This window comes from Amphritea pacifica, assembly GCF_016924145.1.
Classification (GTDB): domain Bacteria; phylum Pseudomonadota; class Gammaproteobacteria; order Pseudomonadales; family Balneatricaceae; genus Amphritea; species Amphritea pacifica.
This window is the reverse complement of the sequence record NZ_JAFFZO010000023.1, coordinates 23,226-46,017: the sequence shown is the minus strand read 5'-3', so window position 1 is coordinate 46,017 and position 22,792 is coordinate 23,226. Positions and strand designations below refer to the sequence as shown.

24 protein-coding genes are annotated in these 22,792 nt (G+C 53.1%); 13 read left to right on the top strand and 11 right to left on the bottom strand.

Annotated features, from left to right (window positions below; translation table 11 throughout):
• Positions 1 to 17: 17 nt before the first annotated feature.
• The 9 genes from hisD to JW499_RS14035 form a co-directional block, all read right to left on the bottom strand.
• A complete protein-coding gene (gene hisD / locus JW499_RS14075) occupies positions 18 to 1,325 on the bottom strand; it encodes a histidinol dehydrogenase (RefSeq protein ID WP_205211205.1) in 1,308 nt (435 codons plus the stop codon).
• A complete protein-coding gene (gene hisG / locus JW499_RS14070; protein WP_205211204.1) occupies positions 1,322 to 1,978 on the bottom strand; it encodes an ATP phosphoribosyltransferase in 657 nt (218 codons plus the stop codon). Before hisG ends, hisD begins: the two co-directional genes overlap by 4 nt.
• A 71-nt stretch (positions 1,979 to 2,049) precedes the next feature.
• Positions 2,050 to 3,312, bottom strand: a complete 1,263-nt coding sequence (gene murA / locus JW499_RS14065) for a UDP-N-acetylglucosamine 1-carboxyvinyltransferase (RefSeq protein ID WP_205211203.1) — start codon at positions 3,310 to 3,312, stop codon at positions 2,050 to 2,052.
• A 22-nt stretch (positions 3,313 to 3,334) separates the two neighbouring features.
• Entirely contained in the window at positions 3,335 to 3,574 is a 240-nt protein-coding gene (locus JW499_RS14060) for a BolA family protein (RefSeq protein ID WP_205211202.1), read from the bottom strand.
• Between the two features lie 118 nt (positions 3,575 to 3,692).
• A complete protein-coding gene (locus JW499_RS14055; RefSeq protein WP_091357659.1) occupies positions 3,693 to 3,989 on the bottom strand; it encodes an STAS domain-containing protein in 297 nt (98 codons plus the stop codon).
• Complete coding sequence (locus JW499_RS14050) at positions 3,989 to 4,627, bottom strand: MlaC/ttg2D family ABC transporter substrate-binding protein (protein WP_232846415.1); 639 nt, start codon at positions 4,625 to 4,627, stop codon at positions 3,989 to 3,991. Before JW499_RS14050 ends, JW499_RS14055 begins: the two co-directional genes overlap by 1 nt.
• Positions 4,628 to 4,667: 40 nt before the next feature.
• Entirely contained in the window at positions 4,668 to 5,129 is a 462-nt protein-coding gene (gene mlaD, locus JW499_RS14045; protein WP_205211200.1) for an outer membrane lipid asymmetry maintenance protein MlaD, read from the bottom strand.
• A gap of 3 nt (positions 5,130 to 5,132) precedes the next feature.
• Positions 5,133 to 5,924 carry a lipid asymmetry maintenance ABC transporter permease subunit MlaE gene (gene mlaE, locus JW499_RS14040; protein ID WP_205211199.1) on the bottom strand — a complete coding sequence of 264 codons (792 nt, stop codon included), beginning with the start codon at positions 5,922 to 5,924 and terminating at the stop codon, positions 5,133 to 5,135.
• A complete protein-coding gene (locus JW499_RS14035; RefSeq protein ID WP_205211198.1) occupies positions 5,924 to 6,733 on the bottom strand; it encodes an ATP-binding cassette domain-containing protein in 810 nt (269 codons plus the stop codon). Before JW499_RS14035 ends, mlaE begins: the two co-directional genes overlap by 1 nt.
• A 259-nt stretch (positions 6,734 to 6,992) precedes the next feature.
• Here JW499_RS14035 and JW499_RS14030 point away from each other — a divergent pair, with 259 nt between their 5' ends.
• From JW499_RS14030 to yjgA, 13 genes are all read left to right on the top strand, one after another.
• Positions 6,993 to 7,946, top strand: coding sequence for a calcium/sodium antiporter (locus tag JW499_RS14030; RefSeq protein ID WP_205211197.1), 954 nt, complete (start codon positions 6,993 to 6,995; stop codon positions 7,944 to 7,946).
• A gap of 95 nt (positions 7,947 to 8,041) precedes the next feature.
• On the top strand, positions 8,042 to 9,016 hold the full coding sequence (locus JW499_RS14025; RefSeq protein WP_205211196.1) for a KpsF/GutQ family sugar-phosphate isomerase: 975 nt from the start codon (positions 8,042 to 8,044) through the stop codon (positions 9,014 to 9,016).
• Entirely contained in the window at positions 9,016 to 9,576 is a 561-nt protein-coding gene (locus JW499_RS14020; protein WP_232846414.1) for a KdsC family phosphatase, read from the top strand. Before JW499_RS14025 ends, JW499_RS14020 begins: the two co-directional genes overlap by 1 nt.
• Complete coding sequence (lptC, locus tag JW499_RS14015; protein ID WP_205211195.1) at positions 9,577 to 10,146, top strand: LPS export ABC transporter periplasmic protein LptC; 570 nt, start codon at positions 9,577 to 9,579, stop codon at positions 10,144 to 10,146.
• The gene (gene lptA, locus JW499_RS14010; protein WP_232846413.1) at positions 10,136 to 10,705 is read left to right on the top strand and encodes a lipopolysaccharide transport periplasmic protein LptA; all 570 of its coding nucleotides are present in this window, start codon (positions 10,136 to 10,138) and stop codon (positions 10,703 to 10,705) included. Before lptC ends, lptA begins: the two co-directional genes overlap by 11 nt.
• Complete coding sequence (gene lptB, locus JW499_RS14005; protein ID WP_205211194.1) at positions 10,702 to 11,427, top strand: LPS export ABC transporter ATP-binding protein; 726 nt, start codon at positions 10,702 to 10,704, stop codon at positions 11,425 to 11,427. Before lptA ends, lptB begins: the two co-directional genes overlap by 4 nt.
• A 19-nt stretch (positions 11,428 to 11,446) precedes the next feature.
• On the top strand, positions 11,447 to 12,961 hold the full coding sequence (locus tag JW499_RS14000) for an RNA polymerase factor sigma-54 (protein WP_205211193.1): 1,515 nt from the start codon (positions 11,447 to 11,449) through the stop codon (positions 12,959 to 12,961).
• Between the two features lie 59 nt (positions 12,962 to 13,020).
• The gene (gene hpf, locus JW499_RS13995) at positions 13,021 to 13,311 is read left to right on the top strand and encodes a ribosome hibernation promoting factor (protein ID WP_091357689.1); all 291 of its coding nucleotides are present in this window, start codon (positions 13,021 to 13,023) and stop codon (positions 13,309 to 13,311) included.
• Positions 13,312 to 13,320: 9 nt separating this feature from the next.
• A complete protein-coding gene (gene ptsN, locus JW499_RS13990; RefSeq protein ID WP_205211192.1) occupies positions 13,321 to 13,779 on the top strand; it encodes a PTS IIA-like nitrogen regulatory protein PtsN in 459 nt (152 codons plus the stop codon).
• Between the two features lie 5 nt (positions 13,780 to 13,784).
• Positions 13,785 to 14,642 (top strand): RNase adapter RapZ, encoded by an 858-nt coding sequence (rapZ, locus tag JW499_RS13985; protein ID WP_205211191.1) that lies wholly within the window; start codon positions 13,785 to 13,787, stop codon positions 14,640 to 14,642.
• A gap of 16 nt (positions 14,643 to 14,658) precedes the next feature.
• Positions 14,659 to 14,928 (top strand): HPr family phosphocarrier protein, encoded by a 270-nt coding sequence (locus JW499_RS13980; RefSeq protein WP_205211190.1) that lies wholly within the window; start codon positions 14,659 to 14,661, stop codon positions 14,926 to 14,928.
• A 130-nt stretch (positions 14,929 to 15,058) separates the two neighbouring features.
• Positions 15,059 to 16,408 carry a magnesium transporter gene (gene mgtE, locus JW499_RS13975; RefSeq protein ID WP_205211189.1) on the top strand — a complete coding sequence of 450 codons (1,350 nt, stop codon included), beginning with the start codon at positions 15,059 to 15,061 and terminating at the stop codon, positions 16,406 to 16,408.
• A gap of 23 nt (positions 16,409 to 16,431) precedes the next feature.
• A complete protein-coding gene (gene yjgA, locus JW499_RS13970) occupies positions 16,432 to 16,962 on the top strand; it encodes a ribosome biogenesis factor YjgA (RefSeq protein WP_205211188.1) in 531 nt (176 codons plus the stop codon).
• A 41-nt stretch (positions 16,963 to 17,003) separates the two neighbouring features.
• On the opposite strand, the gene JW499_RS22855 is transcribed toward yjgA, so the two are convergent.
• Positions 17,004 to 21,158: a YhdP family phospholipid transporter gene (locus JW499_RS22855; RefSeq protein ID WP_205211187.1), complete on the bottom strand. Its 4,155-nt coding sequence runs from the start codon at positions 21,156 to 21,158 to the stop codon at positions 17,004 to 17,006.
• Between the two features lie 2 nt (positions 21,159 to 21,160).
• Entirely contained in the window at positions 21,161 to 22,645 is a 1,485-nt protein-coding gene (rng, locus tag JW499_RS13960) for a ribonuclease G (RefSeq protein ID WP_205211186.1), read from the bottom strand.
• Positions 22,646 to 22,792 lie beyond the last annotated feature (147 nt).

Below are 22,792 nucleotides of genomic sequence, written 5' to 3'. Positions count from 1 at the left end.
GCTTTCCTATCGGCACATTACCGCTTAATACGATACTCCGCTGAGCGGGCGTGAGCGGTCAGACTCTCTCCGCGGGCAAGGACTGAAGCGACTTTGCCCATCTCAGAAGCGCCCGCCTCTGAAAACATGATCAGTGAGGAACGCTTCTGGAAATCATACACGCCCAAAGGCGATGAGAAACGTGCGGTGCCTGAGGTGGGCAGTACATGATTGGGACCAGCACAGTAATCTCCCAGCGCTTCGGCCGTATAACGGCCCATAAAGATAGCACCGGCATGCTTGATCAACGGCAACAGCGCCTGAGGGTCCTCGACCGAGAGTTCCAGGTGCTCCGGAGCGATACGGTTATTCACTCTGGCCGCTTCTTCAAGATCAGTAACCTTAATCAGCGCGGCACGGTCTGCCAGTGAACGACCAATAATCGCTTGCCGTTCCATGGTGGGGAGCAGTTTCTCAATGCTGGCACTCACCTGATCAAGAAACGCGGCATCGGTGCTAATCAGGATAGGCTGGGCATCTTCGTCATGCTCCGCCTGCGAGAACAGATCCATCGCGATCCAGTCGGGGTCGGTCTGACCATCACAGATCACCAGAATTTCAGATGGTCCGGCGATCATATCGATTCCCACCGCGCCATATACCGCCCGCTTGGCGGTAGCCACAAAAATATTACCCGGGCCTACGATCTTATCCACTTTAGGGATAGTCTCGGTACCATAGGCCAGTGCCGCAACCGCCTGGGCACCACCGATAGCAAACGCCCGGCTGACACCCGCCAGCGCAGCGGCCGCCAGCACCAGCTGGTTCACTTCACCATCCGGAGTTGGTACCACCATAATCAGCTCCTCCACCCCGGCCACATGGGCCGGAATCGCATTCATCAATACGGATGAAGGATAGGAGGCCTTACCACCGGGCACATAGAGGCCCGCCTTATCCATCGGCGTAACCTTCTGTCCCAGCAAGGTACCGTCTGCTTCCTGGTACTGCCAGGACTCCCCTTTCTGCCGTTCGTGGTAATCGCGTACCCGCTGAGCCGCAATAGTCAGCGCTTTATGCTGATCTTCAGGCAGGTTATCCAGTGCCTGCTGCAGGTCCTGCTGAGTGAACTCAAGCTCCTGCATTGAACTGACGTTAAGCCGGTCAAAACGGTTGGTAAACTCAACCACCGCGGCATCACCCTCGGCTTTAACCCGTTCAAGAATATCCTCGACAGTGCGGTTAACCTCTTTATTGGAAACCGACTCCCATGCCAACAGTTTATCCAGCTGTTCCTTGAAATCAGCCTGCTGACTATCTAATCTTAAGATCTCTGGTTTGGTCATATCTGTTCGGACCTTTCTTTACGTGCTTCGACTGCAGCGGCCAGTTGTTCAATAATCGGCTGTATCTGCCGGTGCTTCATTTTTAAAGCGGCCTTGCCGACCACAAGACGGGAGCTGACGTAGCAGATATCTTCCATTGGTACCAGGCCATTGGCGCGCAGGGTATTACCGGTATCCACGATATCAACGATGCGGTCCGCAAGCCCCATAATCGGAGCCAGCTCCATCGCGCCATAGAGTTTAATGATATCGACCTGACGCCCCTGACGGGCAAAAAACTCCTTGGTGATATTGACGAATTTGGTAGCAACCGTCATCCGGCCTTCCACTTCGCCCGCGTCCTTCATACCGGCAACCATCAACCTGCACTTGGCAATATCCAGATCCAGTGGTTCATACAGCCCCTTGGCGCCGTACTCCAAAAGTACATCTTTACCGGCAACCCCCATATCGGCACCACCATGCTCAACATAGGTTGGTACATCGGTGGCACGAATAACGACCAGCTTGATATTGTCATGATTGGTATCGAAAATCAGCTTGCGGCTGCTGAAAATATCCTCAGCCGGAAGAATGTTCGCCGCCTCTAACAGAGGCAGCGTATCTTTCAGAATACGCCCTTTGGATAGCGCAATGGTCAGGTTCTGTTTCATATTAGCTGTTTCGTTACCACTTAAAAATTCAGTCCAGACACACAGCCTACACTGTTAATGCGAATTTCCTGTTAACCCGGAACCCGCCTGATCTTTGCACCCAGTAGCTGCATCTTCTCTTCGATACACTCATAGCCACGGTCAATATGGTAAATACGATCAATCACCGTATCCCCCGTTGCAACCATAGCCGCGATCACCAGACTTGCTGAGGCCCGCAGATCGGTTGCCATCACCGGCGCACCGGTCAGCACTTCACGCCCCTCGGTAATCGCAGTGTTGCCATCGATCGTGATTCTGGCCCCCATACGCAACATCTCCTGCATATGCATAAAGCGGTTCTCAAACACTGTTTCTTTGATCACCCCCACTCCTTCGGCAATAATGTTCAGTGCCGCAAACTGAGCCTGCATATCGGTGGGAAATGCCGGATAGGGCGCGGTTGTGATATTCACCGCCTTTGGCCGCTTGCCCTTCATATCGAGGCTGATCCAGTCCGGGCCACAGTCTATCTCAGCGCCCGCTTCCTGTAGTTTCTGCAGTACCGCATCGAGAATATCGGGACGGGTATTCTTCACTTTAATCCGGCCGCGGGTTGCCGCCGCAGCAACCAGATAGGTTCCGGTTTCAATCCGGTCCGCCACCACCGAATAGGTGCAACTCTTCAACGAAGCGACCCCGTTGACGGTAATCGTATCGGTGCCATGACCCGAGATATCGGCACCCATAGCGATGAGAAACTCCGCCAGATCGACGATTTCCGGTTCACGGGCGGCGTTTTCTATAATTGACTGTCCCTCTGCCAGCGCTGCTGCCATGAGGATATTCTCGGTGCCGGTCACGGTGACAATATCAAAGAACACCCGACCACCTTTCAGCCGACCATCGCAGGTGGCACGGATAAACCCCTCTTCTACAGTAATCTCAGCCCCCAGCGCTTCCAGGCCTTTGAGGTGCAGATCCACGGGACGGCTACCAATCGCACAACCACCGGGCAGGGAAACTTCAGCATGGCCAAAGTGAGCCAGAAGTGGTCCCAGTACCAGTATCGATGCCCGCATCGTTTTCACCAGTTCATAGGGCGCAATGGTCGATGTCAGGGACCGGGGATCGATCTCAACGTTGAGCTTTTCATCAATAGTCAGCTCCACCCCCATCTGCCGCAGCAGTTCGAGCATGGTGGTGATATCATGTAGATGAGGCAGATTACTGACAGTAACCGGTTCATCGGCCAACAAAGTCGCTGCCAGAATAGGAAGCGCTGAGTTCTTCGCGCCGGAAATGCGTACGTCACCTTCCAGGCGGTTACCACCGGTAATAATCAGTTTATCCATTAAAATAGGGTCTCTATGTGCTTCAGTTCTGTTCTGCCCACTGGGCACGGGTAAAGGTTCGGATAGTCAGGGCGTGAATACTACCATCAGCGATCTGATCCGCCAGACAGGCATATACCATCTGCTGCTTTTTAACGGGCCGCAGCCCTTCAAAAACATCCCCGACTACAGTCACCTGAAAATTACAGCCTTCGCCTTCAGGGAATACTTCACAACCTTCCAGTTTTTCTTCCAGAATCTGTTTTACGTCTTCGATTTGCATGCACAATACCAATGAAAATGGGGGAAAATAACAGGCCGGCTATGATAGCGGAAAATGCAACAAAAGGCGATGACTGTAGCGCCACAGCCATCGTTCACCGATACGCTGACAGCCCCCGCTATGGATTCAGGCCGGTGTGTTCAAGACCCACCAGGCGTACTATAGAGCTCAGTTCATCGGGTATATTAATCGCACTGAGGGTCAGTTGACGTGACCGGGTTTTACGTTCCAGGCAAAGCCACAGCGATACCGCAGAACTGTCAACACGGCCAACACCGGCAAAATCAACGATACAACGCTTCTGCGCCTGATCAACCGCCTGTTCCAGCGCAGCACGCACGGAGAGAACGGTACTGAACAACAGGTCGCCCTTCAGCAAAAGGGTATCTTCACTGATCTCAACCTGAGCGTTCATCAACTGCCCTTACTGCCATTACTGCCATTGCCGGCCACCGCCGCTTTCCAGTCCGCAATCACCTTGACTACATCGCCATTGGTGCGTGACACCATATCGGAAAACTGATTTTTAAAGTTAAGGCGCAGATTGATACCATCGACCAGCACATTAACCAGCTTCCAGCCGCTGTCTTCCTTCAGCATGTAGTAAACCAGAGTGTACTGATCTCCCTTAGTTGAGAAAACGTTGACACTGACAACCTGTTTATCCGCCTCAGGACTGGGCTGCCCTTCGGGCGCCACTTCATATCTTACAATATCGAAGCCTGTCAGGGATTTAGCATAGGTGCGCACCATCGTATCCTTGAATACAGTCGCAAAGAGCTGCTGCTGTTTTTCATCCACCCGGTTATAGAACTTACCCATGACCCGTTTGGAAACGTAGTCAAAATCCACCACCGGATTAAGGATTGATTCAATCTCACTGATCAGTTGCTCACTCTGTTCAGGCGCCTTAAGCGTCTCGTTTTCCAGCACTTTCATCATCTCTGCTGAAGCCTGCTCAACAGCATTACGCGCCTCATCCCATGAAGCCTGCGCTGTTACAGAGGTAAATACCAGGGTCAGCAACACCAGCCAACGATTCAAATATCTCATTTCCACAACTCTCATTTCATTACAACACTATCAACTGACTTTATTCAGAGGCCTGATTGAAAAGAAACTTACCAATCAGCTCTTCCAACACCAGGGATGACTGAGTATCTTCAATAAAGTCTCCCTCTTTGAGTATTTCATCATCAGCCGCCCCCGTCGTCACACCGATATATTTTTCACCCAGCAGACCCGCCGTCAGAATAGAGGCCGAGCTATCGGATGTCAGGTAGTCCACATCGGCGTCAATATCCATCTCCACCAGAGCCATCAGCTTTTTACGGTCGATGGTGATATTGCTCACTTTGCCGATAGTGACCCCGGACATTGTCACTTTAGAGCGGGCCGTCAACCCCCCGACATTCTCAAACCGGGCATATATCTTATACGTATCCTGTTGCTTAGTCAGACTAAGACCACTCACATTTATCGCCAGCACAGTCAGAGCAATGGCTCCCACCAACATAAAAATACCGACGCCCAACTCAACTCCACGGTTTCGCATCTGTTACAAATCTCCAAACATCAAAGCGGTCAAAATAAAGTCAAGGCCAAGAATGGCGAGGGATGAGTAGACCACCGTTTTGGTGGTCGCCTGGCTGATACCTTCAGAGGTTGGCACCGAATCGTACCCCTGAAACACCGCAACCCAGGTCACCACCAGACCAAACACCAGTGACTTAATCAGGCCATTACCTATATCATCAAAAAAGTCGACCGAGTTCTGCATATTCGACCAGAATGACCCCTCATAGATTCCCAGCCATTCCACGCCTACTAATAATCCACCCCAGATACCGACAGCACTGAATATCATCGTCAGAATCGGCAGACTGATAACACCCGCCCAGAAACGCGGCGCAATAATTCGTCGCAGCGGATCAACACCGATCATCTCCATACTGGACAGCTGTTCAGTGGTTTTCATCAGGCCGATCTCGGCAGTCAGGGCAGATCCTGCCCGACCGGCAAATAGCAGCGCAGTCACAACAGGGGCCAGCTCACGCACCAGACTCAATGCAACCATCTGTCCGACAGCCTGTTCAGTGCCATAATCAACCAGAATAGTATAGCCCTGCAAAGCCAGCACCATGCCAATAAACAACCCGGAGACGATGATAATAACCATGGATAATACGCCCACTGAGTACAGTTGACGTATCAGCAGCGGGAAAGCGATCAGCGGCTGAGGCCGGGCAACTATCGCATGCATCAGGATCATGCCGGAACGACCAACGGCGGCGATTCTGTCGAGCGCAAAGCGCCCAAGAAGAGCCAGATTATTGACTATCGTTGTCATCAACGCCCCTCCATCAGTTCGGTTTCATAATCGCTGGCCGGAAAATGGAACGGCACCGGGCCATCTGGCAAGCCTCGCATAAACTGCCGCACCTGATCAGAGTCATTCTGTTTCAGCTGTTCCGGCGTTCCATGCGCGATCACATCGGCATCGGCAATAATGTAGATATAGTCAGCAATACTGAGGGTTTCCTTAATATCATGGGAAACGATAATACTACTGTGCCCCAGCGCCTGGTTCAGTTTCTTGATCAGGTTTACCAGCACCCCCATCGCGATCGGGTCCTGCCCGGTAAAAGGTTCATCATACATCACCAGCGCCGGATCCAGGGCAATCGCACGGGCCAGTGCAACACGTCGCCCCATACCTCCGGATAGTTCACTGGGCATCAGCTCTGCAGCCCCTCTCAAGCCAACCGCATGGAGCTTCATTAACACGATATCGCGGACCATATCCTGCGGCAGTTTGGTATGCACCCGTATAGGGAAGGCAACATTTTCAAATACCGTCATATCGGTAAACAGGGCCCCACTCTGGAACAGCATGCCCATTTTTTCCCGCGCATCAAACAGCTCTGAGCGCCCCAGACGGGGAATATCATCACCATCGAGCAAGATCGAACCTGAATCAGGCTTCAATTGCCCGCCGATCAGTTTCAGCAGAGTCGTTTTGCCGGTACCGCTGGGCCCCATAATCGCCGTCACTTTACCCCGGGGGATGCGTATATCCATATTCTTACAGATATAGCGCTCGCCTCTGCTAAAGGTAAGTTGTTTAATATCAATAATGATATCGTCAAAAAAATCCATAGTAACGATGACTCAATCAGGGCGGCAAAGAGTTCCTGGTTAATGAGGCTGCCCCTGCATCCGATAAAACCTGAAACCGTTTGACAGAATGCAATTGGCTCAGAACCGCCATATTTCCATAAAAAAAAGCGTGCAGACTATAACACTCTTGCTATTAAACTTGAATAAAATCAGCGACAGCTGTCACTAGCGCTTGCACATGAATCAGATTATTCATTAAATAGGCCTCCGTTTTAACCAAAGCTGAACAAACAACCCGATGCTATACCCCATTATCGCTTTATTAGCAGGTTTTATTATTCTCGTCTGGAGTGCCGACCGTTTCGTTATTGGCGCTGCCGGCACCGCCAAAAATGCGGGCATGTCGCCCATGCTCATCGGCCTGACCGTGGTATCCTTCGGCACCTCTGCGCCAGAAATTCTGGTCTCAGTGATGGCCGCCACCACCGGCGCTGGCGACCTGGCGGTGGGTAATGCGCTGGGGTCAAACATCGCCAACATAGGTCTGGTACTGGGTATTACCGCACTGATCGCCCCGCTGCCCGTACGCTCCAAGGTGCTCAAACAGGAGATCCCCCTGTTGCTGGTTATCACACTTCTGGCAGGCGGCGTACTTTATGATCTCTACCTTGGACAACTGGACGCCATACTCCTCTGCCTGTCACTGGCTGGCTGCCTCTACCTGTTCACCCGTTTCCAACGCAACTCGGAAGGCGATGAGATCCACGAAGAGGAGGATGAGATCCCGGAACTTCCTCTCAGCCAGGCCATTTTCTGGCTGATCGCCGGCCTGACTCTGCTGGCGGCCAGTTCCCGGCTTCTGGTGTGGGGAGCCACCGAAATCGCTCTCTCTCTCGGCGTCAGTGATCTCGTTATAGGCCTGACCATCGTTGCTATCGGCACCAGCCTGCCAGAACTGGCAGCGTCTGTCGCCAGCGCCCTGAAGGGCCACACCGATATCGCACTGGGGAATGTCGTCGGCTCAAACATCTTCAATATTGCCGCAGTAATGGCGGTGCCGGGACTGCTGGCTCCGATCACACTGGAGCCCGTTGTCCTCTGGCGTGACTATGGCACCACACTGGGACTGACCCTGTTATTGACAGCCCTGGCGCTTTATCAGCGACCACCCAAGATCTCCCGATTTGAGGGGGGCTTGTTGCTGGCAGCCTATGCAGGCTATCTTGCACTGCTATACAATATGAACACTTAATCCACGGGCCGGGCGACAGCCCGCTTTAGCCAGAGCGCTTCGAACCCGACACAGAGTCCCTGGCGCAATGAACACAGAGCGGTAACCACAGCACTATGAATAACGAACTGGACTTTTTAGCATCCGCCAAGCGTACCATAGAGATGGAACGGGATGCCGTAAATGACCTGCTCACCTACCTCGATGGTGACTTTGAAAAGGCCTGTAAACTGGCACTGGAATGCACAGGCCGGGTGATCGTTACCGGAATGGGTAAAAGCGGCCATATCGGTCATAAAATCGCTGCCACACTGGCCTCCACCGGCACGCCCTCCTTCTTTGTGCATCCGGGAGAAGCCAGCCACGGGGATCTGGGGATGATCACCCGGTCAGACGTTGTGATTGCGCTGTCAAATTCAGGGGAAACCAATGAGGTACTTGCGATACTGCCCCTCATCAAGCGGATGAAGGCCCCTCTGATCAGCATCACCGGCAACCCGCAATCGACACTGTCGCGTAGCGCAGATGCTAATCTGAATGTCACCATCAGCCAGGAAGCCTGCCCTCTCGGTCTGGCCCCTACCTCCAGCACCACTGCCACGCTGGTCATCGGTGATGCACTGGCCATTGCTCTGCTGGAAGCCCGCGGCTTCAGTGCTGAAGATTTTGCCTTTTCGCACCCCGGCGGAAGTCTGGGTCGCCGCCTGCTGCTGAAAGTCTCAGATATCATGCACAGCGGTGATGATATTCCCAGAGTCAGCGACTCCACCATGCTCAATGACGCCCTGCTGGAAGTTACCCGTAAACGACTGGGCATGACAACTGTCATCAATCGGGACGGAGTTCTCCAGGGGATCTTTACCGATGGTGACCTGCGCCGTACCCTTGATCATGATGTGGATATGAAAAACACCCCTATCACTGAAGTGATGACAACCCAGTGCACCACGGTCACCAGTGACATTCTGGCAGCCGAAGCGCTGCAGATCATGCAGGAAAAACAGATCAATGCCCTGATCGTGCTCGATACCGAACGACACCCGGTGGGCGCCCTGAACATGCACGACATGCTTAAAGCAGGAGTTATCTGATGCCTGCAATCTTTACAGACAAACTGACTCAGGGGCTGAGCGAAGCGCTGATTGAGCAGCTAAAACAGATCAGACTGGCGGTCTTTGATGTTGATGGCGTACTCACCGATGGCAAACTGAATTTTCTCGCTGACGGCACTGAGGTAAAAAACTTCAACACTCTGGACGGTCTGGGGATTAAGCTACTCTCCCAGGCTGGCATCAAAAGCGCTATTATTACCGGGCGCCGCTCACCTCAGGTAGAGCGGCGCGCCGAAGCGCTGGGCATCGATTACCTCTATCAGGGGCGGGAGGATAAACTCACCGCCCTGCAGGAACTCTGGCAAGACACCGGTTTCAGCGCCGCACAGACCGCCTATATTGGTGACGATCTGCCTGACCTGGCAGCCATTCGCGCCGTCGCCTTTGGGGCAACGGTTAATGGTGGTCACCAGTTTGTCGCGGCACACGCTGACTGGTGCACCAGCCGGACTGCAGGCAAAGGGGCTGGGCGTGAGTTTTGCGAAACCATATTAGCAGGCCAGGGCAAGCTTGAAGCCCTGTATCGCGAGTACCTCTGAATGCTGACCGGACGCGCACGACTGGCCGCCGCGGCCGCCATCCTGATACCCGCCGTTATCTATCTGGGTATGGATAGTGAGCGCCGCCCAGACCGGCTCAAGAAAGAGCCCAATCCTGCCTACCAGCTAGCTGATTACTACATTGTTAATGGCCAGATCAGGGACTATGGCAGTACCGGCATATTGCAACAACAGCTGAAATCCACTCAGTTGGAGCACCAGCCCGGCTTGCAGCAAACCGTGGTAACCAATCCCGAGATGTTGATCTATAACGCCCACCAGCCCAACCGCAGCGTCAGCAGCCTGAAAGGGATCATCAGCGACAGCGATGATGAAGTGATTCTCGATGGCCAGGTGGTGTTTCAGGATAACGCAGGCACTGAGATGGCGACCACCCTGAAAACCGAATCCTTAACCATCCTGCCACAGCAAAGCCTGGCCCGTACAGATGCCCGGGTGGTTATCTCAAACAGCTCCGGCACAACCACCAGTGTTGGCATGACAATAAACACCGACAGTGGCATTCTTAACCTCCTGTCTGAAGTAACCGGGGTATATCATGTTGATTAACAGTCTGACCAAAGCCTTATGCGCAATGCTGATAAGCTGGCAGCCTATGGCGATGGCCCTGCCTGATGACGCCCGCCAGCCGATTCACATCACCGCGGACAGTGCCACTCGCAATGATCAGACCGGCATCACACTGTATAAAGGCGATGTCCTGTTAACTCAGGGCAGCATGAAAGTGACCGGCGACAGCATTGAGCTGAGACAGTCAGGCAGAAGTGTCACCAGCATCATCGCCAAAGGCGGTCCGGCAGAGTTCCAGCAACGCCCCGCTGCCAACAAAGAAGTAACTCATGCATACGGAGAAGTTCTGCATTACAATATTCGTACCAAAGAGCTGGAAATCACCGGCCAGGCTAAAGTTTCTCAGGGTAGCGACAGCTTCAGTGGCAACCGGATTATCTATGATATGAACAAAAGCACAGTCAATGCATTCAGTGATAACAGTGCCAACGGACAGCGGGTGCAGATGATTATCCAGCCAAAAGCCCCAGATCAGGAGCCAGCTCAGGATGACACGCCAGGGCCTGAAGCGACCTCCGGGGATCTCAATAACCAATGAGCCGATTAGAAGCACTGAACCTCGCAAAAAGTTATAAGGGCCGCGCGGTAGTAAAAGATGTATCTATGAGTGTCGACAGCGGCCAGATTGTCGGCCTGCTGGGACCTAACGGGGCCGGAAAAACCACCTGCTTCTATATGATTGTAGGGCTGGTTGATGCAGACCAGGGACGGATTAAAATTGACCATCAGGATCTGACCCGGGAACCGATGCACGGCAGAGCCCGAAAAGGGATTGGATATCTACCTCAGGAAGCATCCATTTTCCGTAAACTCAGCGTCCATGACAATCTGATGGCGATTCTGGAAACCCGCAAAGAGCTGAACCGCCAGCAGCGCAGACAGAAAATGGAAGAACTGCTTGAGGAGTTTCATATTACTCATCTGAGCAAAAGCCCGGGAATGAGTTTGTCAGGCGGAGAAAGACGGCGGGTAGAGATCGCCCGGGCACTGGCGACAGAACCGACATTCATCCTGCTGGATGAACCCTTTGCCGGTGTCGACCCGATCTCTGTCAGTGATATCAAACAAACGGTCAAACATCTGCAAAGTAAGGGAATCGGAGTACTGATCACCGATCATAATGTTCGCGAGACGCTGGATATCTGCGAACAGGCATATATTGTAAGTGAAGGTTATATTCTTGCCGAAGGAACGCCAGAGGATATACTTGCGAACCAACAGGTCAGGGAAGCCTATCTGGGTGAGCAATTCAGGCTGTAACAGGTAAAAGCGACTTTCTATGAAACAAGCGTTACAACTAAAAATGGGTCAGCATCTGACCATGACTCCACAACTGCAGCAGGCGATACGCTTACTGCAGCTTTCTACGCTTGATCTGCAGCAGGAGATACAGGAAGCTCTCGAATCGAACCCGATGCTGGAGGTCAGTGAAGATGATACTACCGCTGACAGCAGCTCAGAGCAGGATGCTGCCGATTCTGAAGTCAGCAACCATGAATCGGTATCGGCAACAGCCAAAACGGCTGACTCCGAAGAGATCCAGGCCGCTGACAGTGACTGGAACGACGATATCCCTAATGAACTTTCAACAGATAGCAACTGGGAAGATACCTTTCAGACCGCATCCGGCTCTTCATCTTCCTCCTCTCATGATTTCTCTGATATGGAGATGGAGTCCAATGATACCGCCGATGAAACCCTGCAGGATCATCTTAACTGGCAGTTGAATCTGACCCCCATGAGCGATGTGGATCAGCTGATTGCCACCAATATCATCGACGGCATCGATGTCGACGGCTACCTGACCGTAGAGCTGGAATCCATTCTCGAACATTTCAACAGCCAGGAAGATGAGCAGCTAAGCAGCATTGAACTGGATGAGATCGAAGCGGTGTTACGCCGGATCCAGCAGTTTGACCCTCCCGGCGTTGCCGCCCGCGATCTGAGTGAATGTCTGGCGATTCAGTTGCAGCAACTTCCTGAAGGCACCGAATACCGCGCAGAAGCCCTGAAAATCGTCACTCAATATATCCACCTGTTGGGAAGCCACGACTATAAACAGTTGATGCGCAAAGCCCGGATCCGGGAACCACAGTTACTACAGGCGATCGCCCTGATCAGAACACTGAACCCCAAACCGGGTTCGATCATCACCAGCTCGCAAGCCGAATATGTCATCCCCGATGTACTGGTCTACAAAGAAAAGGGGATCTGGCAGGTCACACTCAATCCGGAAGTGGCACCTAAACTGCGTATCAATGACAGTTACGCTGATCTGATCCGGCGCGCCGACAACAGTCCCGACAACACCTATCTGAAAAACCACTTGCAGGAGGCCCGCTGGTTTATTAAAAGCCTGCTGAGCCGCAACGACACCCTGATGAAGGTTGCACGGGAGATTGTCACCCGCCAGGAGGCGTTTCTGGAGCATGGTGAAGAGGCGATGAAGCCGATGGTGTTGCACGATATTGCTGAAGCGGTTGAGATGCATGAATCAACCATCTCCCGGGTCACCACACAGAAGTATATGCATACCCCCAGAGGGATTTTTGAGCTGAAGTATTTCTTCTCCAGCCATGTCACAACGGTGAATGGCGGCACCTGCTCATCCACCGCGATCAGGGCGCTGATCAGGAAACTTGTGAGCGCCGAAAACCCCGTTAAACCCTTAAGCGACAACAAAATTGCCCAGTTGCTTGAGGATCAGGGGATCAACGTAGCACGCAGAACCATTGCAAAATACCGCGAATCGCTTAGCATTCCACCTTCTAATGAACGCAAGCGTCTGGTTTAATGGCTTAATATTTACGGGAACCGGCTATCACACCGGTACAACAACACTAGGAGATTACCATGCAGATCAATATTACGGGTCACCACGTTGAACTGACAGATTCACTGAACGACTATGTTCAGACCAAATTTGAGAAACTTGAGCGTCATTTCGACAATATTACCAATGCACAGGTAACTTTAAGCGTAGAAAAAACCCGCCAGAAAGCGGAAGGCGATGTACATGTAGCCGGTGGACAGCTGTTTGCGTCTGATGAGCAGGAAGATATGTACGCGGCGATTGATGGCCTGATTGACAAGCTTGACCGTCAGATCATCAAACACAAAGAAAAGATGAAAACTCACAAGTAACTATCAGACATGCTAATTTCCGAATTATTAGCGCCCTCCGGAGCACTCTGTGCTCTGGAGGGAGGAAGCAAAAAACGTATCCTCGAAATTGCCAGCCAGGAGATTGTAAAACTACATCCGGGACTGGAAGCCGAAACCATTTTTGCAGGTCTGTTAGGCCGGGAAAGACTGGGGAGCACCGGTATCGGTGACGGCGTGGCAATTCCTCACTGCCGTCTGGATGAGTGTCAAAAGGCCACGGCCTTGCTGATTCAGCTCATCGAACCGATCGATTTTGATGCGGTGGATGGTAAACCAGTCGACCTGCTGTTTGTCCTGCTGGTCCCCTCTGAGGCCTGTGATCAGCATTTGCAAACACTGGCCAGACTCGCCGAATTATTCAGTCAGGCCAGGGTTCGCGAAAAACTGCGCAGCGCCACCACAGCAGAAGCGCTTTACGACGCCATGACCGAATCAAGCCAGGAATAAACCGGATGAAGCTGATCATCATCAGTGGACGCTCAGGCTCAGGTAAATCTACCGCTCTGCAGGCACTGGAAGATGTTGGCTTCTACTGTATCGATAACCTTCCGGCACCACTATTGCCAGATCTGGTCAATCAGATACTCCGCGATCCGGATCACCCGAATAAGCTTGCCGTCAGCATCGACGCCCGCAACCAGCATAGCAATCTGAAACAGTTTCCGGACATCTATAAACGTCTGCGTGAAACCCGCAGACTGGATTGCGAAGTCATCTATCTCGATAGTTCAGAAACGACCCTGTTACAGCGTTACAGCGCCACCCGCCGCAAACACCCGCTGTCGGATGACTCACAGGGGTTGCAACAAGCAATCAGCTATGAAAAACAGTTATTAGAGCCGGTCTCAGATCTGGCGGCAATCCGCATCGATACCACCCGTCTGTCGCTCTATGAGCTGAGAGACAGCATCAAACTGAGGGTTGCCCGGCGCCAGGAGCAGGAGCTGTCGCTGCAGTTCGAGTCTTTCGGCTATAAGCATGGCATTCCACTGGATGTTGATTTCACCTTTGACGTACGCTGCCTGCCAAACCCCTACTGGGTCCCTGAATTGCGCGGATATACCGGCCAGGAACAGCCAGTCATTGAGTTTCTGGAGCAACAGCCTGAAGTACAGCAGATGCTGGCCGATATTACCGGCTTTCTGGAAAAATGGCTGCCTCTGTTTGAAAAAAATAACCGTAGTTATATCACCGTAGGTATCGGCTGCACCGGCGGCCAGCACCGCTCGGTATTTCTCAGTGAACGTCTTGCTGGCCATTTCCGGGCAACTATGGATAATGTCCAGATTAGACATCGAGAGCTCAATTGACCAAGGATATTAACCGATGCTGGAAAAACAGATCACCATTATCAACAAGCTGGGATTGCACGCCCGTGCCGCTGCTAAACTGATCAATGTGACCAGCTCATTCTCGTCAGATATTCAGCTCACCAAGGATGGCCGTCAAGTCGACGGTAAAAGTATTATGTCAGTCATGATGCTGGCCGCCAGTAAAGGCACTGAACTGACGATCACCACCTCGGGGGAAGATGAGCAACAGGCGATGGATGCCATCGAATTGCTGATCAATAACCGGTTTGACGAAGAAGAATAACCGTCGCACCCTATTCCTTTAAAACCAATACGCTATAATGCCTCACAAATGAATATGTTGCGGTAATTCCGGTAATTACTGCCCGCCTGTAAGGCATTCTGTCTCTATCTGTCTGACCGGGGGTCCGGCCATGAACGCCAGCACAAACGAGAGCGAACTGGATAAGCTGAATACAGCCCTCGAAGAGGGGGCCTTCAGACAGATACGCTATACCCTGAATAAAACCCTGCGCCCCTCTGAAGTTGCACATCTGATAGAGAAATCGCCACCGAAAGAGCGACGTCTGCTATGGAGCCTGATCCATAAAGATATTGAGGCGGATGTGCTGCAGGAGCTGGGGGACGATGTAAAGTCTGAAATTCTCAGCAAGATGAATACCTCTGAGGTTCTGGCGATATCCGAATCGCTGGAAACCGATGATCTGGCCGATATGATGCAGCAACTGCCGGAAACAGTGATGCATGAGCTGCTGCGGTCGATGGATCACCAGAACCGGGAGCGACTGGAGAAGATACTCTCCTATCCGGAAGATACCGCCGGTGGTCTGATGAACACCGATACCATCACCATCCGGCCAGACATCACCATTGAGGCAGCACTGCGTTACCTGCGCCGTCACGCTGAACTGCCGGATATGACTGACTCACTGTTTGTCGTCAGCCGTAAAGACACCTATATCGGCAGTCTGCCCCTCACCCGGATGCTGGTCAGCGACCCTTCCAGCACGGTGCGGGAGATGATGGTGACCGACAAATCCCCTATCCCGGCGGATATGGAAGACACCCAGGTGGCGAAGCTGTTTGAGCAGGAAGATCTGGTATCTGCTCCGGTTGTCGATGAAGAGGGGCAACTGCTGGGACGGATCACAATCGATGACGTGGTCGACGTTATCCGTGAGGATGCAGATCACTCGCTGATGAGCATGGCGGGTCTGGACGAAGATGAGGATACCTTCGCACCGATCATGAAAACGACCCGGCGCCGGGCGGTATGGCTGGGGATCAATCTGATTACAGCGTTTCTGGCCTCCGCAGTGATCGGGCTGTTTGAAGAAACCATCGGCAAGGTGGTCGCACTGGCGGTGCTGATGCCGATTGTTGCCAGCATGGGAGGCATTGCCGGCAGTCAGGTACTGACCCTGATGATCCGCGGACAGGCGCTGGGACATGTTGAACGCTCTAATGCTGGCTGGCTGTTAAACCGGGAAATGGTAGTTGGCGCTCTCAATGGTATACTCTGGGCGCTGGTCGTTGCCGCCATCGCCATCATCTGGTTTCAGGATCTGACCATCGGCATCATTATCGCCTGTGCTATTATTATTAACCTGTTCGCAGCGGCCCTGGCTGGTACCATGTTACCCATCGTTCTGAAAGCCTGGGGGATTGATCCGGCCCTGGCGGGCAGCGTTTTGTTAACCACGATTACTGATGTAGTCGGTTTTTTTGCATTCCTCGGTCTGGCAACTTTTTTCTATAGCTAGAGCCGACCACATAAGAGATCTATATGAGTCAGAATGACGATTTTCTCCCTGGCGACGACCACGAATTTGATGAAGAGTGGATATCAAAAACCCGCCGCAAGCGGGAGATGGAAGAGCTGCAGGCGCTGGGAGCACGGCTGCCTGAGTTAAACAAAGAGCAGCTATCCAAAGTGCCGATGAGTGATATCCTGCGGGCGGCGGTAGAAGAGGCGCAACGCCTGCAGCCCCGTTCAGAAGCAATCAGACGGCAGTTGCAATATATCGGCCGACTGATGCGGGCTGAAGATGCCGATGAAATTCAAACTGCTATCGACCGCTTTGAAGCCGGTAAACAGGCTCATCTACAGGTATTTCATAAGCTGGAACGCTGGCGTGACCGCCTCATTCTGGGGGACAATACCGATCTGGAAGCCTATCTGGAGGAGGATTCCGGTGCGGATATCCAGCACCTCCGTCAGTTGATACGCAACGCGAAGAAAGAGGCCAGCCTCGATAAACCGCCAGCCGCCTCGAGAAAACTGTTTAAATATCTGCGTGAAAGAGCGGGCGTATAACCCCAAAGTAAGGCGGTAGCGTATCGGGACTGAGTGTTCCCCTATTTAAGATTGGTCGCCTCTCTGGCGGCCTCAGGCTTCTGCAGCAGCTCGACTTTCGGATCGCTCCAGTCACCCTCCATCGTGTATGTCACGGTGGCAAACTCTTTTTTAACCTCATCGCCGATCAGCTTATCCAGTAGAAATGCCAGTCCGGCGATCTGCGGTGCACCCAACAACACGGCCGCCAGCGGTATATTATCGGTTACCGGCAGTGTCACTGCCATCTGCTGATTCACTGTTTCGTTTACCAGGTCGATATCGCCACTCATCGCCATATCAACAGAAGGCCCACGCATCACAAAAGGCTCATTGGTAGACGCCACACCATCCGCCATGCGGTAATTCCCTTCCATCCGGTCAAAGCTGACACCTTTGGCAAACAGATCAGCGAAATCCAGTTTCAGACGCCGCCCCAGCGCATTCATATTGAGAATACCAAACACCCGCAATATTCCTGTACCACTACCGGCCTCAATTAAGCGCCCGTTGCGGGCGACAAACTTCAGACTGCCATCGGAACTGGCAAGCGCATACTCCCATGGAGCCCCCGGCCATTGAAGCTGTAGATCGGCCTCGGTTTTTTCCGTTTCCAACACTTTGGCAAATCCGGCACTTTTCAGTGCCCGACCGAGGTCCTTGGCTTCAATTCTGAGCGTCATCTCACTTTGACTCGGCTCGCCCGGCCGCCAGACGATATCGCCCCGGGCGCTGAGGTCTGTTAGCTGACCCACAATATTCTCGATATAGGTGTTATCGCCCCGGTTTCGCAGATTAAAACGCCAGCCTCCCCAGCGCTTCTCCTTCACAATCAGATCGCGGATATCGATATCCAGATCGGGCAACACCCCCGGCTGAATGGCGGCAACAACCTGCTCTGGAATTAATACTGCCTGTTGATCCTCGGCCTCTGTTCGCTGAGAGAGCAATGCGTCAAGATTGAGCCGTTCAAACAGCAATTGCGGCGCAATCGCAGCACTATCGGGGACCGTCACCTGCAACTGAAGGTCGGCTCCCGAGACTCCGACACCCCAGCTGTCAGCACGACGATGGAGCGAAAGTCTGGCATCTTTCATCAGCAGATCAGAGTATCTCAGTTCCGCTACATCGAGGCTCCCCTGCACCGCAATCATTTGTCGCTGACTATCGCTGGCAACGGATGAGGCTGAGCCGGTCATAATACCTGCCCGTTGCAGCATGGTATTCAGCTGTTCATAGTCCAGCCGGTTAAGACGGCCTGTGATCTCCAACCCCTCATAAGCGGTTGGTCGTGCATCCCCCATACCCAATACCAGTTGTCCCCGGCTAAACCGCCCCTGTTCAAGTTGCAACCACCCGCTCAGTTGGTCACCGGCTTTGATATTAAAGGTTTGAGGTGACTCAAAATCGGTGCGCAACAGAAAGGGTAAAGCCTCTCCCGGAGATTTACTGTAGGGTGGAATGAGCTCAAGGGCTACTTGCTTCAGGTCTGACCGCACCGTCAGCCCGGAGCAATCTGCACGGATACAGATATCCAGATCGGCTTCATAGGGCTGATCTCCCTGAGCCACCGCAAGCATATCGATACCGCTCCACTCTCTCAACCGGGCCATCGTAATCGATGATTTCAACCGCACAGTAATTCTCTCAGCCTGCTTTTTCCCGGTTGTTTCAATCGATGCACTCAGTGGATGATCAAAAAACTTCCCCGTCAGCGACTTCGCATACAGCCCGGCATCATTCTGATAGCCGATACGCCCTGCCAGTTTACTGATAGTCAGATCACGGCTTGCAGATACCAGTTTCAGATCAGAAAAATCGCTGCTGACATCAACAGCCGGCTCTCCCCCATTCAAGGGGATCGTAAGCTTCAGACGGGTATCAGCCGCACCACTGAGCTGCCAGCTCTGCAACTCGTCATTGCCGGCACCCAGCACAGGGCTTTCCAGCAGGGTTTTGCCAATATCCGCACTGTCACCATTAACCGCGGCAATCAGATGCAGATCATGAGACGCAGGCGGCAGATAGACCCAGCCATGCTCTATTTTGCTATCGCGGATCAGCCCGTCACTGACACTGATTGCCAACCCCTGATCCCGCAGCAGTAACGAAGCATCGGCTGCGCGTACTGCCGGCCAGCCAGGTTGATAATCCACCTCGGCCCCGGCAATATCCATAAACATCTGCACGGTCGGTGGCTGACGCGAGGGGATACTGCGGGTACCGGTATGCAGCACAAATCCCCCCTGCTTCAACTGCCCCTGCTTAACAGACTGAGCCACCCACTGTTTAATCCCCGGGTCGATCTCATGGTCAGGGATCAGTTCAGGCGCCAGACTGCCATCTGAGTTTCTTACGCCGATCAGCAGCGTCAGCTCACTCTGAATATCATGCTCCAGTGGCAGATAGAGACTCCACCGGCCACTGGCATTGATTCCAGATTTATGCAGTGTGACATGCTCACTGCTCAGGTGCAGGGTATTGTTTGCCAGACTGATATGGGTGGTGCCGCGAGCGGCACTGAACTCCCAGCCCTGATCGAACACCTCTGGAAAATGAAGCCCCATCCGATCACTCTCCAGATCGATTCGCCCCTGTAAGCCCTCCTGAGCATACTCCAGTTGCAGCAGTCCCGTCACTCCGGACATAGCCGGCGCACCGTACGCAGCGTTAAAGGCGACATCCTCAAGATCCCCTTGCAGGCTCAGCTGAGTCCAGTCCTGCGCCTTATCCTCAGGAGAAGCTTTCGTCTGCGACTCTGTCTGCGTCTCCTCCTGCGTCATGATCACTGCTGTTTCCGGAGTACCGGTTTCAGCATTCAGGGCGACTGTACTTTGAGAGACTGTGCTTTGAGAGACTGAACCTTGAGAGACTGTGCTCTGGATTTCAGACCCCTGAGCGTTAACCAACGGCGTTACCGGGTTATCAACCCCAGAGCTATCCGGCTTGTCACCCTCTGAATCAGAATCCGCCGTTAGCGCCGATGGAGGTTCGGGCCACTCAACCACCAGGTTACGGATTACTCCGGTCGGAGCCACCCGGTCCAGCACCTCCTTAAGAGGTTCCGGCAGGAACGGCTGTTTGCCGATAAACTGACCGACGGCTGTAATATCAAACTCCGCCAGCGCCAGCGAAGCGATCCGGCCCTGCTGACGGTTAACCACCAACCGTGGGAACGCCAGTGGCTGGTCATTAATCAGGGCGGAAAAATCATCGACCTGCAACTGGAAGTTGCGCCGCTCAGGCTGTAACAGGGCAAAGCGGGTGGTCAGATCCCTTATCGACAGTTCCGGCATCGCCTGTTGCGCGGTGAGCAGCTGTAACCTTCCGGTATCGAGGCCGCCAAACACCCGGGTAAGGCGCCCTTCAGACCAATTTCCCCAGATCTCTGCAGCCAGCTCCAGCTGTTCAAGTGTCTCGGGTACCGGAAACAGCTCCCGGGCGGCATCCAGCAGCGGAGTATCAACCCCTGCCAGTTTCAGATAAAAATCAAAGTTGGTGGTTTTCGGATCAAACTGATAGCTGTCCGATTCAATTCGCAGCGTGGCTGACGCCAGGCGTTGCTCAAACGTCACCTGCAGTTCCCCGGCGAAATGATGCTGGCGGCGACTGTTTTCCAGGTTGATCCGTTCACTCTGCAGCAACAGCTGTTTACCCGATGGCAGCGTCAGATCAACCTGAGTATCGTAAAAAAATATATGCGGTTGCAACCAGAGAGCTGCCAGGGGATCAGTGGCGGAATCTGATGCTGCAGTGCTTGCGTCAGTCGTCGCCGGATGAGGCCAGCGCACCAGCTTTACCTGCGTATGCAGCGACCAGATCTCCACCTTGCTGAGCACTGGCTGCCACTTGAGCAGACTACTGACCGGATTGAGCCCCAGCACCAACTGCCCCAGCTCGATCCGACCAATATTGTGGGAACGGTGATCGGCAATCACCACATCCTGCAACAACAGCCGGGGAAAACGGCCCTCCCAACTGGCATTAATCTCGCCAATAGTGACTTCGGTGTGCAAGCGACCACTCAGGTACTGCTCAATATCTGTGCGGTAATCCCAGACCCCGGGCAGTAGCTGCCTGACAACAACAGTCAATAGCGCGATCGTCAGGATGACAATAACCAGGACCCAGCCCAGCCAGCGATTTAACGCTCTTAATACCCGCCCGATAGATGACACAACTATTTCAGCACCACATCATACTGTTCCGGGCCATACATCGGTTCGACCTGAAAACGGATTGTTTTAGAGATGAAAGCCTCAAGTTCAGCCACGTGGTCGGAAAGCTCATCCAGCAACATCGACACCACCTTATCAGACGCCAGCACCAGATAGGAGTCGGTCTCATAAGCGCGGTGCTGTCGCAGAATCTCTCTGAATATCTCATAGCAGACAGTTTCCGGCGTTTTCACCGACCCCCGCCCCTGACAATGTTCGCAGGGCTCACAGAGAATATGCTCGAGACTCTCCCGGGTCCGCTTGCGGGTCATCTCCACCAACCCCAGCTCCGACACCCCGGTCACCTTACACTTCACATGGTCCTTTTCCAGCACCCGTTCCAGAGTGCGTAACACCTGGCGCTGATGGTCCTCATCCAGCATATCGATAAAGTCGATAATGATGATCCCCCCCAGATTTCTCAGACGCAGCTGGCGACCGATCGCAGTGGCCGCTTCCAGGTTGGTTTTAAAGATGGTCTCTTCCAGATTTCGATGTCCGACATAGGCCCCGGTGTTAATATCCACCGTGGTCATCGCTTCGGTCTGGTCAAAAATCAGATAGCCGCCGGATTTTAGTTCAACTTTGCGGCCCAGCGCTTTCTGAATCTCCTCCTCAATATTATAGAGATCAAAGATAGGCCGCTCACCAGGATAGTATTCGAGGATGCCACTGATCTCTGGCACCAGCGCCTCAGCAAACTGCTGAGAGCGCTGAAAGGTCTCTTTTGAATCGACCCGGATACGCTCGATTCCGGCATGAGCCATATCCCGTAAAGCCCGCATATTCAGGGGCAGGTCTTCATAAATACAGGAGGGTGCATTATATTCTTCAACTTTACGGGAGATCGATTCCCACAGACGGCAGAGAAACAGAATATCCTGCTTCAGCTCGGCTTCTGAAACCCCTTCTGAGACGGTTCGCAGGATAAAGCCCCCCACGCTGGTGTTCTGATCGCCCATCCCGGCCACCACCTCTTCAACCGCTTTACGCAGCCGCTCCCGCTCTTCACTGTCTTCAATCCGCTGAGAGATACCGATATGCTCATTGCCCGGCATATAAACCAGATATCGCGAGGGTATCGAGAGATTGGTGGTCAGGCGGGCGCCTTTGGTACCGAGAGGATCTTTGGTGACCTGAACAATCAGAGACTGTCCCTCACGCAGCAAACGATTGATGGTCAGGCTGCTTTTCCCATTGCCTCCATTGCTTTCATCCTCGGGATGCTGCAACTCGTCCACATGGATAAACGCGGCCCGCTCGAGGCCGATATCAACAAATGCAGCCTGCATTCCGGGTAGTACCCGCACTACCTTACCTTTATAAATATTACCGACTATGCCCCGGCGCTCCGCCCGTTCAACATAGATCTCCTGTGGCATACCATTTTCAATAACGGCAACACGGGTCTCTATGGGGGTAAAGTTAATCAGTATCTCTTCGCTCATAATCCATCCCTAGGCGACCCTATCAGCAGGCACCATCAGTCATCTCTGGTACTGTACCCTGAACCAGCAAGTACCCTTATCGCCATGAATTTAACAACACACCAATCCAGATACCCGCACAGAAAGCACACTGAACACATACCTTAA

Coding starts and splice junctions, on each gene's coding strand:
- JW499_RS14000 (WP_205211193.1), top strand. CDS start 11,447: ATGAAACAAGCGTTACAACTAAAAATGGGTCAGCATCTGACCATGACT.
- ptsN (WP_205211192.1), top strand. CDS start 13,321: ATGCTAATTTCCGAATTATTAGCGCCCTCCGGAGCACTCTGTGCTCTG.
- murA (WP_205211203.1), bottom strand. CDS start 3,312: ATGGATAAACTGATTATTACCGGTGGTAACCGCCTGGAAGGTGACGTA.
- rng (WP_205211186.1), bottom strand. CDS start 22,645: ATGAGCGAAGAGATACTGATTAACTTTACCCCCATAGAGACCCGTGTT.
- JW499_RS14050 (WP_232846415.1), bottom strand. CDS start 4,627: ATGAGATATTTGAATCGTTGGCTGGTGTTGCTGACCCTGGTATTTACC.
- lptC (WP_205211195.1), top strand. CDS start 9,577: ATGCTGACCGGACGCGCACGACTGGCCGCCGCGGCCGCCATCCTGATA.
- mlaE (WP_205211199.1), bottom strand. CDS start 5,924: ATGACAACGATAGTCAATAATCTGGCTCTTCTTGGGCGCTTTGCGCTC.
- hisD (WP_205211205.1), bottom strand. CDS start 1,325: ATGACCAAACCAGAGATCTTAAGATTAGATAGTCAGCAGGCTGATTTC.
- JW499_RS14060 (WP_205211202.1), bottom strand. CDS start 3,574: ATGCAAATCGAAGACGTAAAACAGATTCTGGAAGAAAAACTGGAAGGT.
- lptB (WP_205211194.1), top strand. CDS start 10,702: ATGAGCCGATTAGAAGCACTGAACCTCGCAAAAAGTTATAAGGGCCGC.
- JW499_RS14055 (WP_091357659.1), bottom strand. CDS start 3,989: ATGAACGCTCAGGTTGAGATCAGTGAAGATACCCTTTTGCTGAAGGGC.
- JW499_RS14030 (WP_205211197.1), top strand. CDS start 6,993: ATGCTATACCCCATTATCGCTTTATTAGCAGGTTTTATTATTCTCGTC.
- hisG (WP_205211204.1), bottom strand. CDS start 1,978: ATGAAACAGAACCTGACCATTGCGCTATCCAAAGGGCGTATTCTGAAA.
- JW499_RS14020 (WP_232846414.1), top strand. CDS start 9,016: ATGCCTGCAATCTTTACAGACAAACTGACTCAGGGGCTGAGCGAAGCG.
- mgtE (WP_205211189.1), top strand. CDS start 15,059: ATGAACGCCAGCACAAACGAGAGCGAACTGGATAAGCTGAATACAGCC.
- JW499_RS14025 (WP_205211196.1), top strand. CDS start 8,042: ATGAATAACGAACTGGACTTTTTAGCATCCGCCAAGCGTACCATAGAG.
- rapZ (WP_205211191.1), top strand. CDS start 13,785: ATGAAGCTGATCATCATCAGTGGACGCTCAGGCTCAGGTAAATCTACC.
- mlaD (WP_205211200.1), bottom strand. CDS start 5,129: ATGCGAAACCGTGGAGTTGAGTTGGGCGTCGGTATTTTTATGTTGGTG.
- JW499_RS14035 (WP_205211198.1), bottom strand. CDS start 6,733: ATGGATTTTTTTGACGATATCATTATTGATATTAAACAACTTACCTTT.
- lptA (WP_232846413.1), top strand. CDS start 10,136: ATGTTGATTAACAGTCTGACCAAAGCCTTATGCGCAATGCTGATAAGC.
- hpf (WP_091357689.1), top strand. CDS start 13,021: ATGCAGATCAATATTACGGGTCACCACGTTGAACTGACAGATTCACTG.
- yjgA (WP_205211188.1), top strand. CDS start 16,432: ATGAGTCAGAATGACGATTTTCTCCCTGGCGACGACCACGAATTTGAT.
- JW499_RS13980 (WP_205211190.1), top strand. CDS start 14,659: ATGCTGGAAAAACAGATCACCATTATCAACAAGCTGGGATTGCACGCC.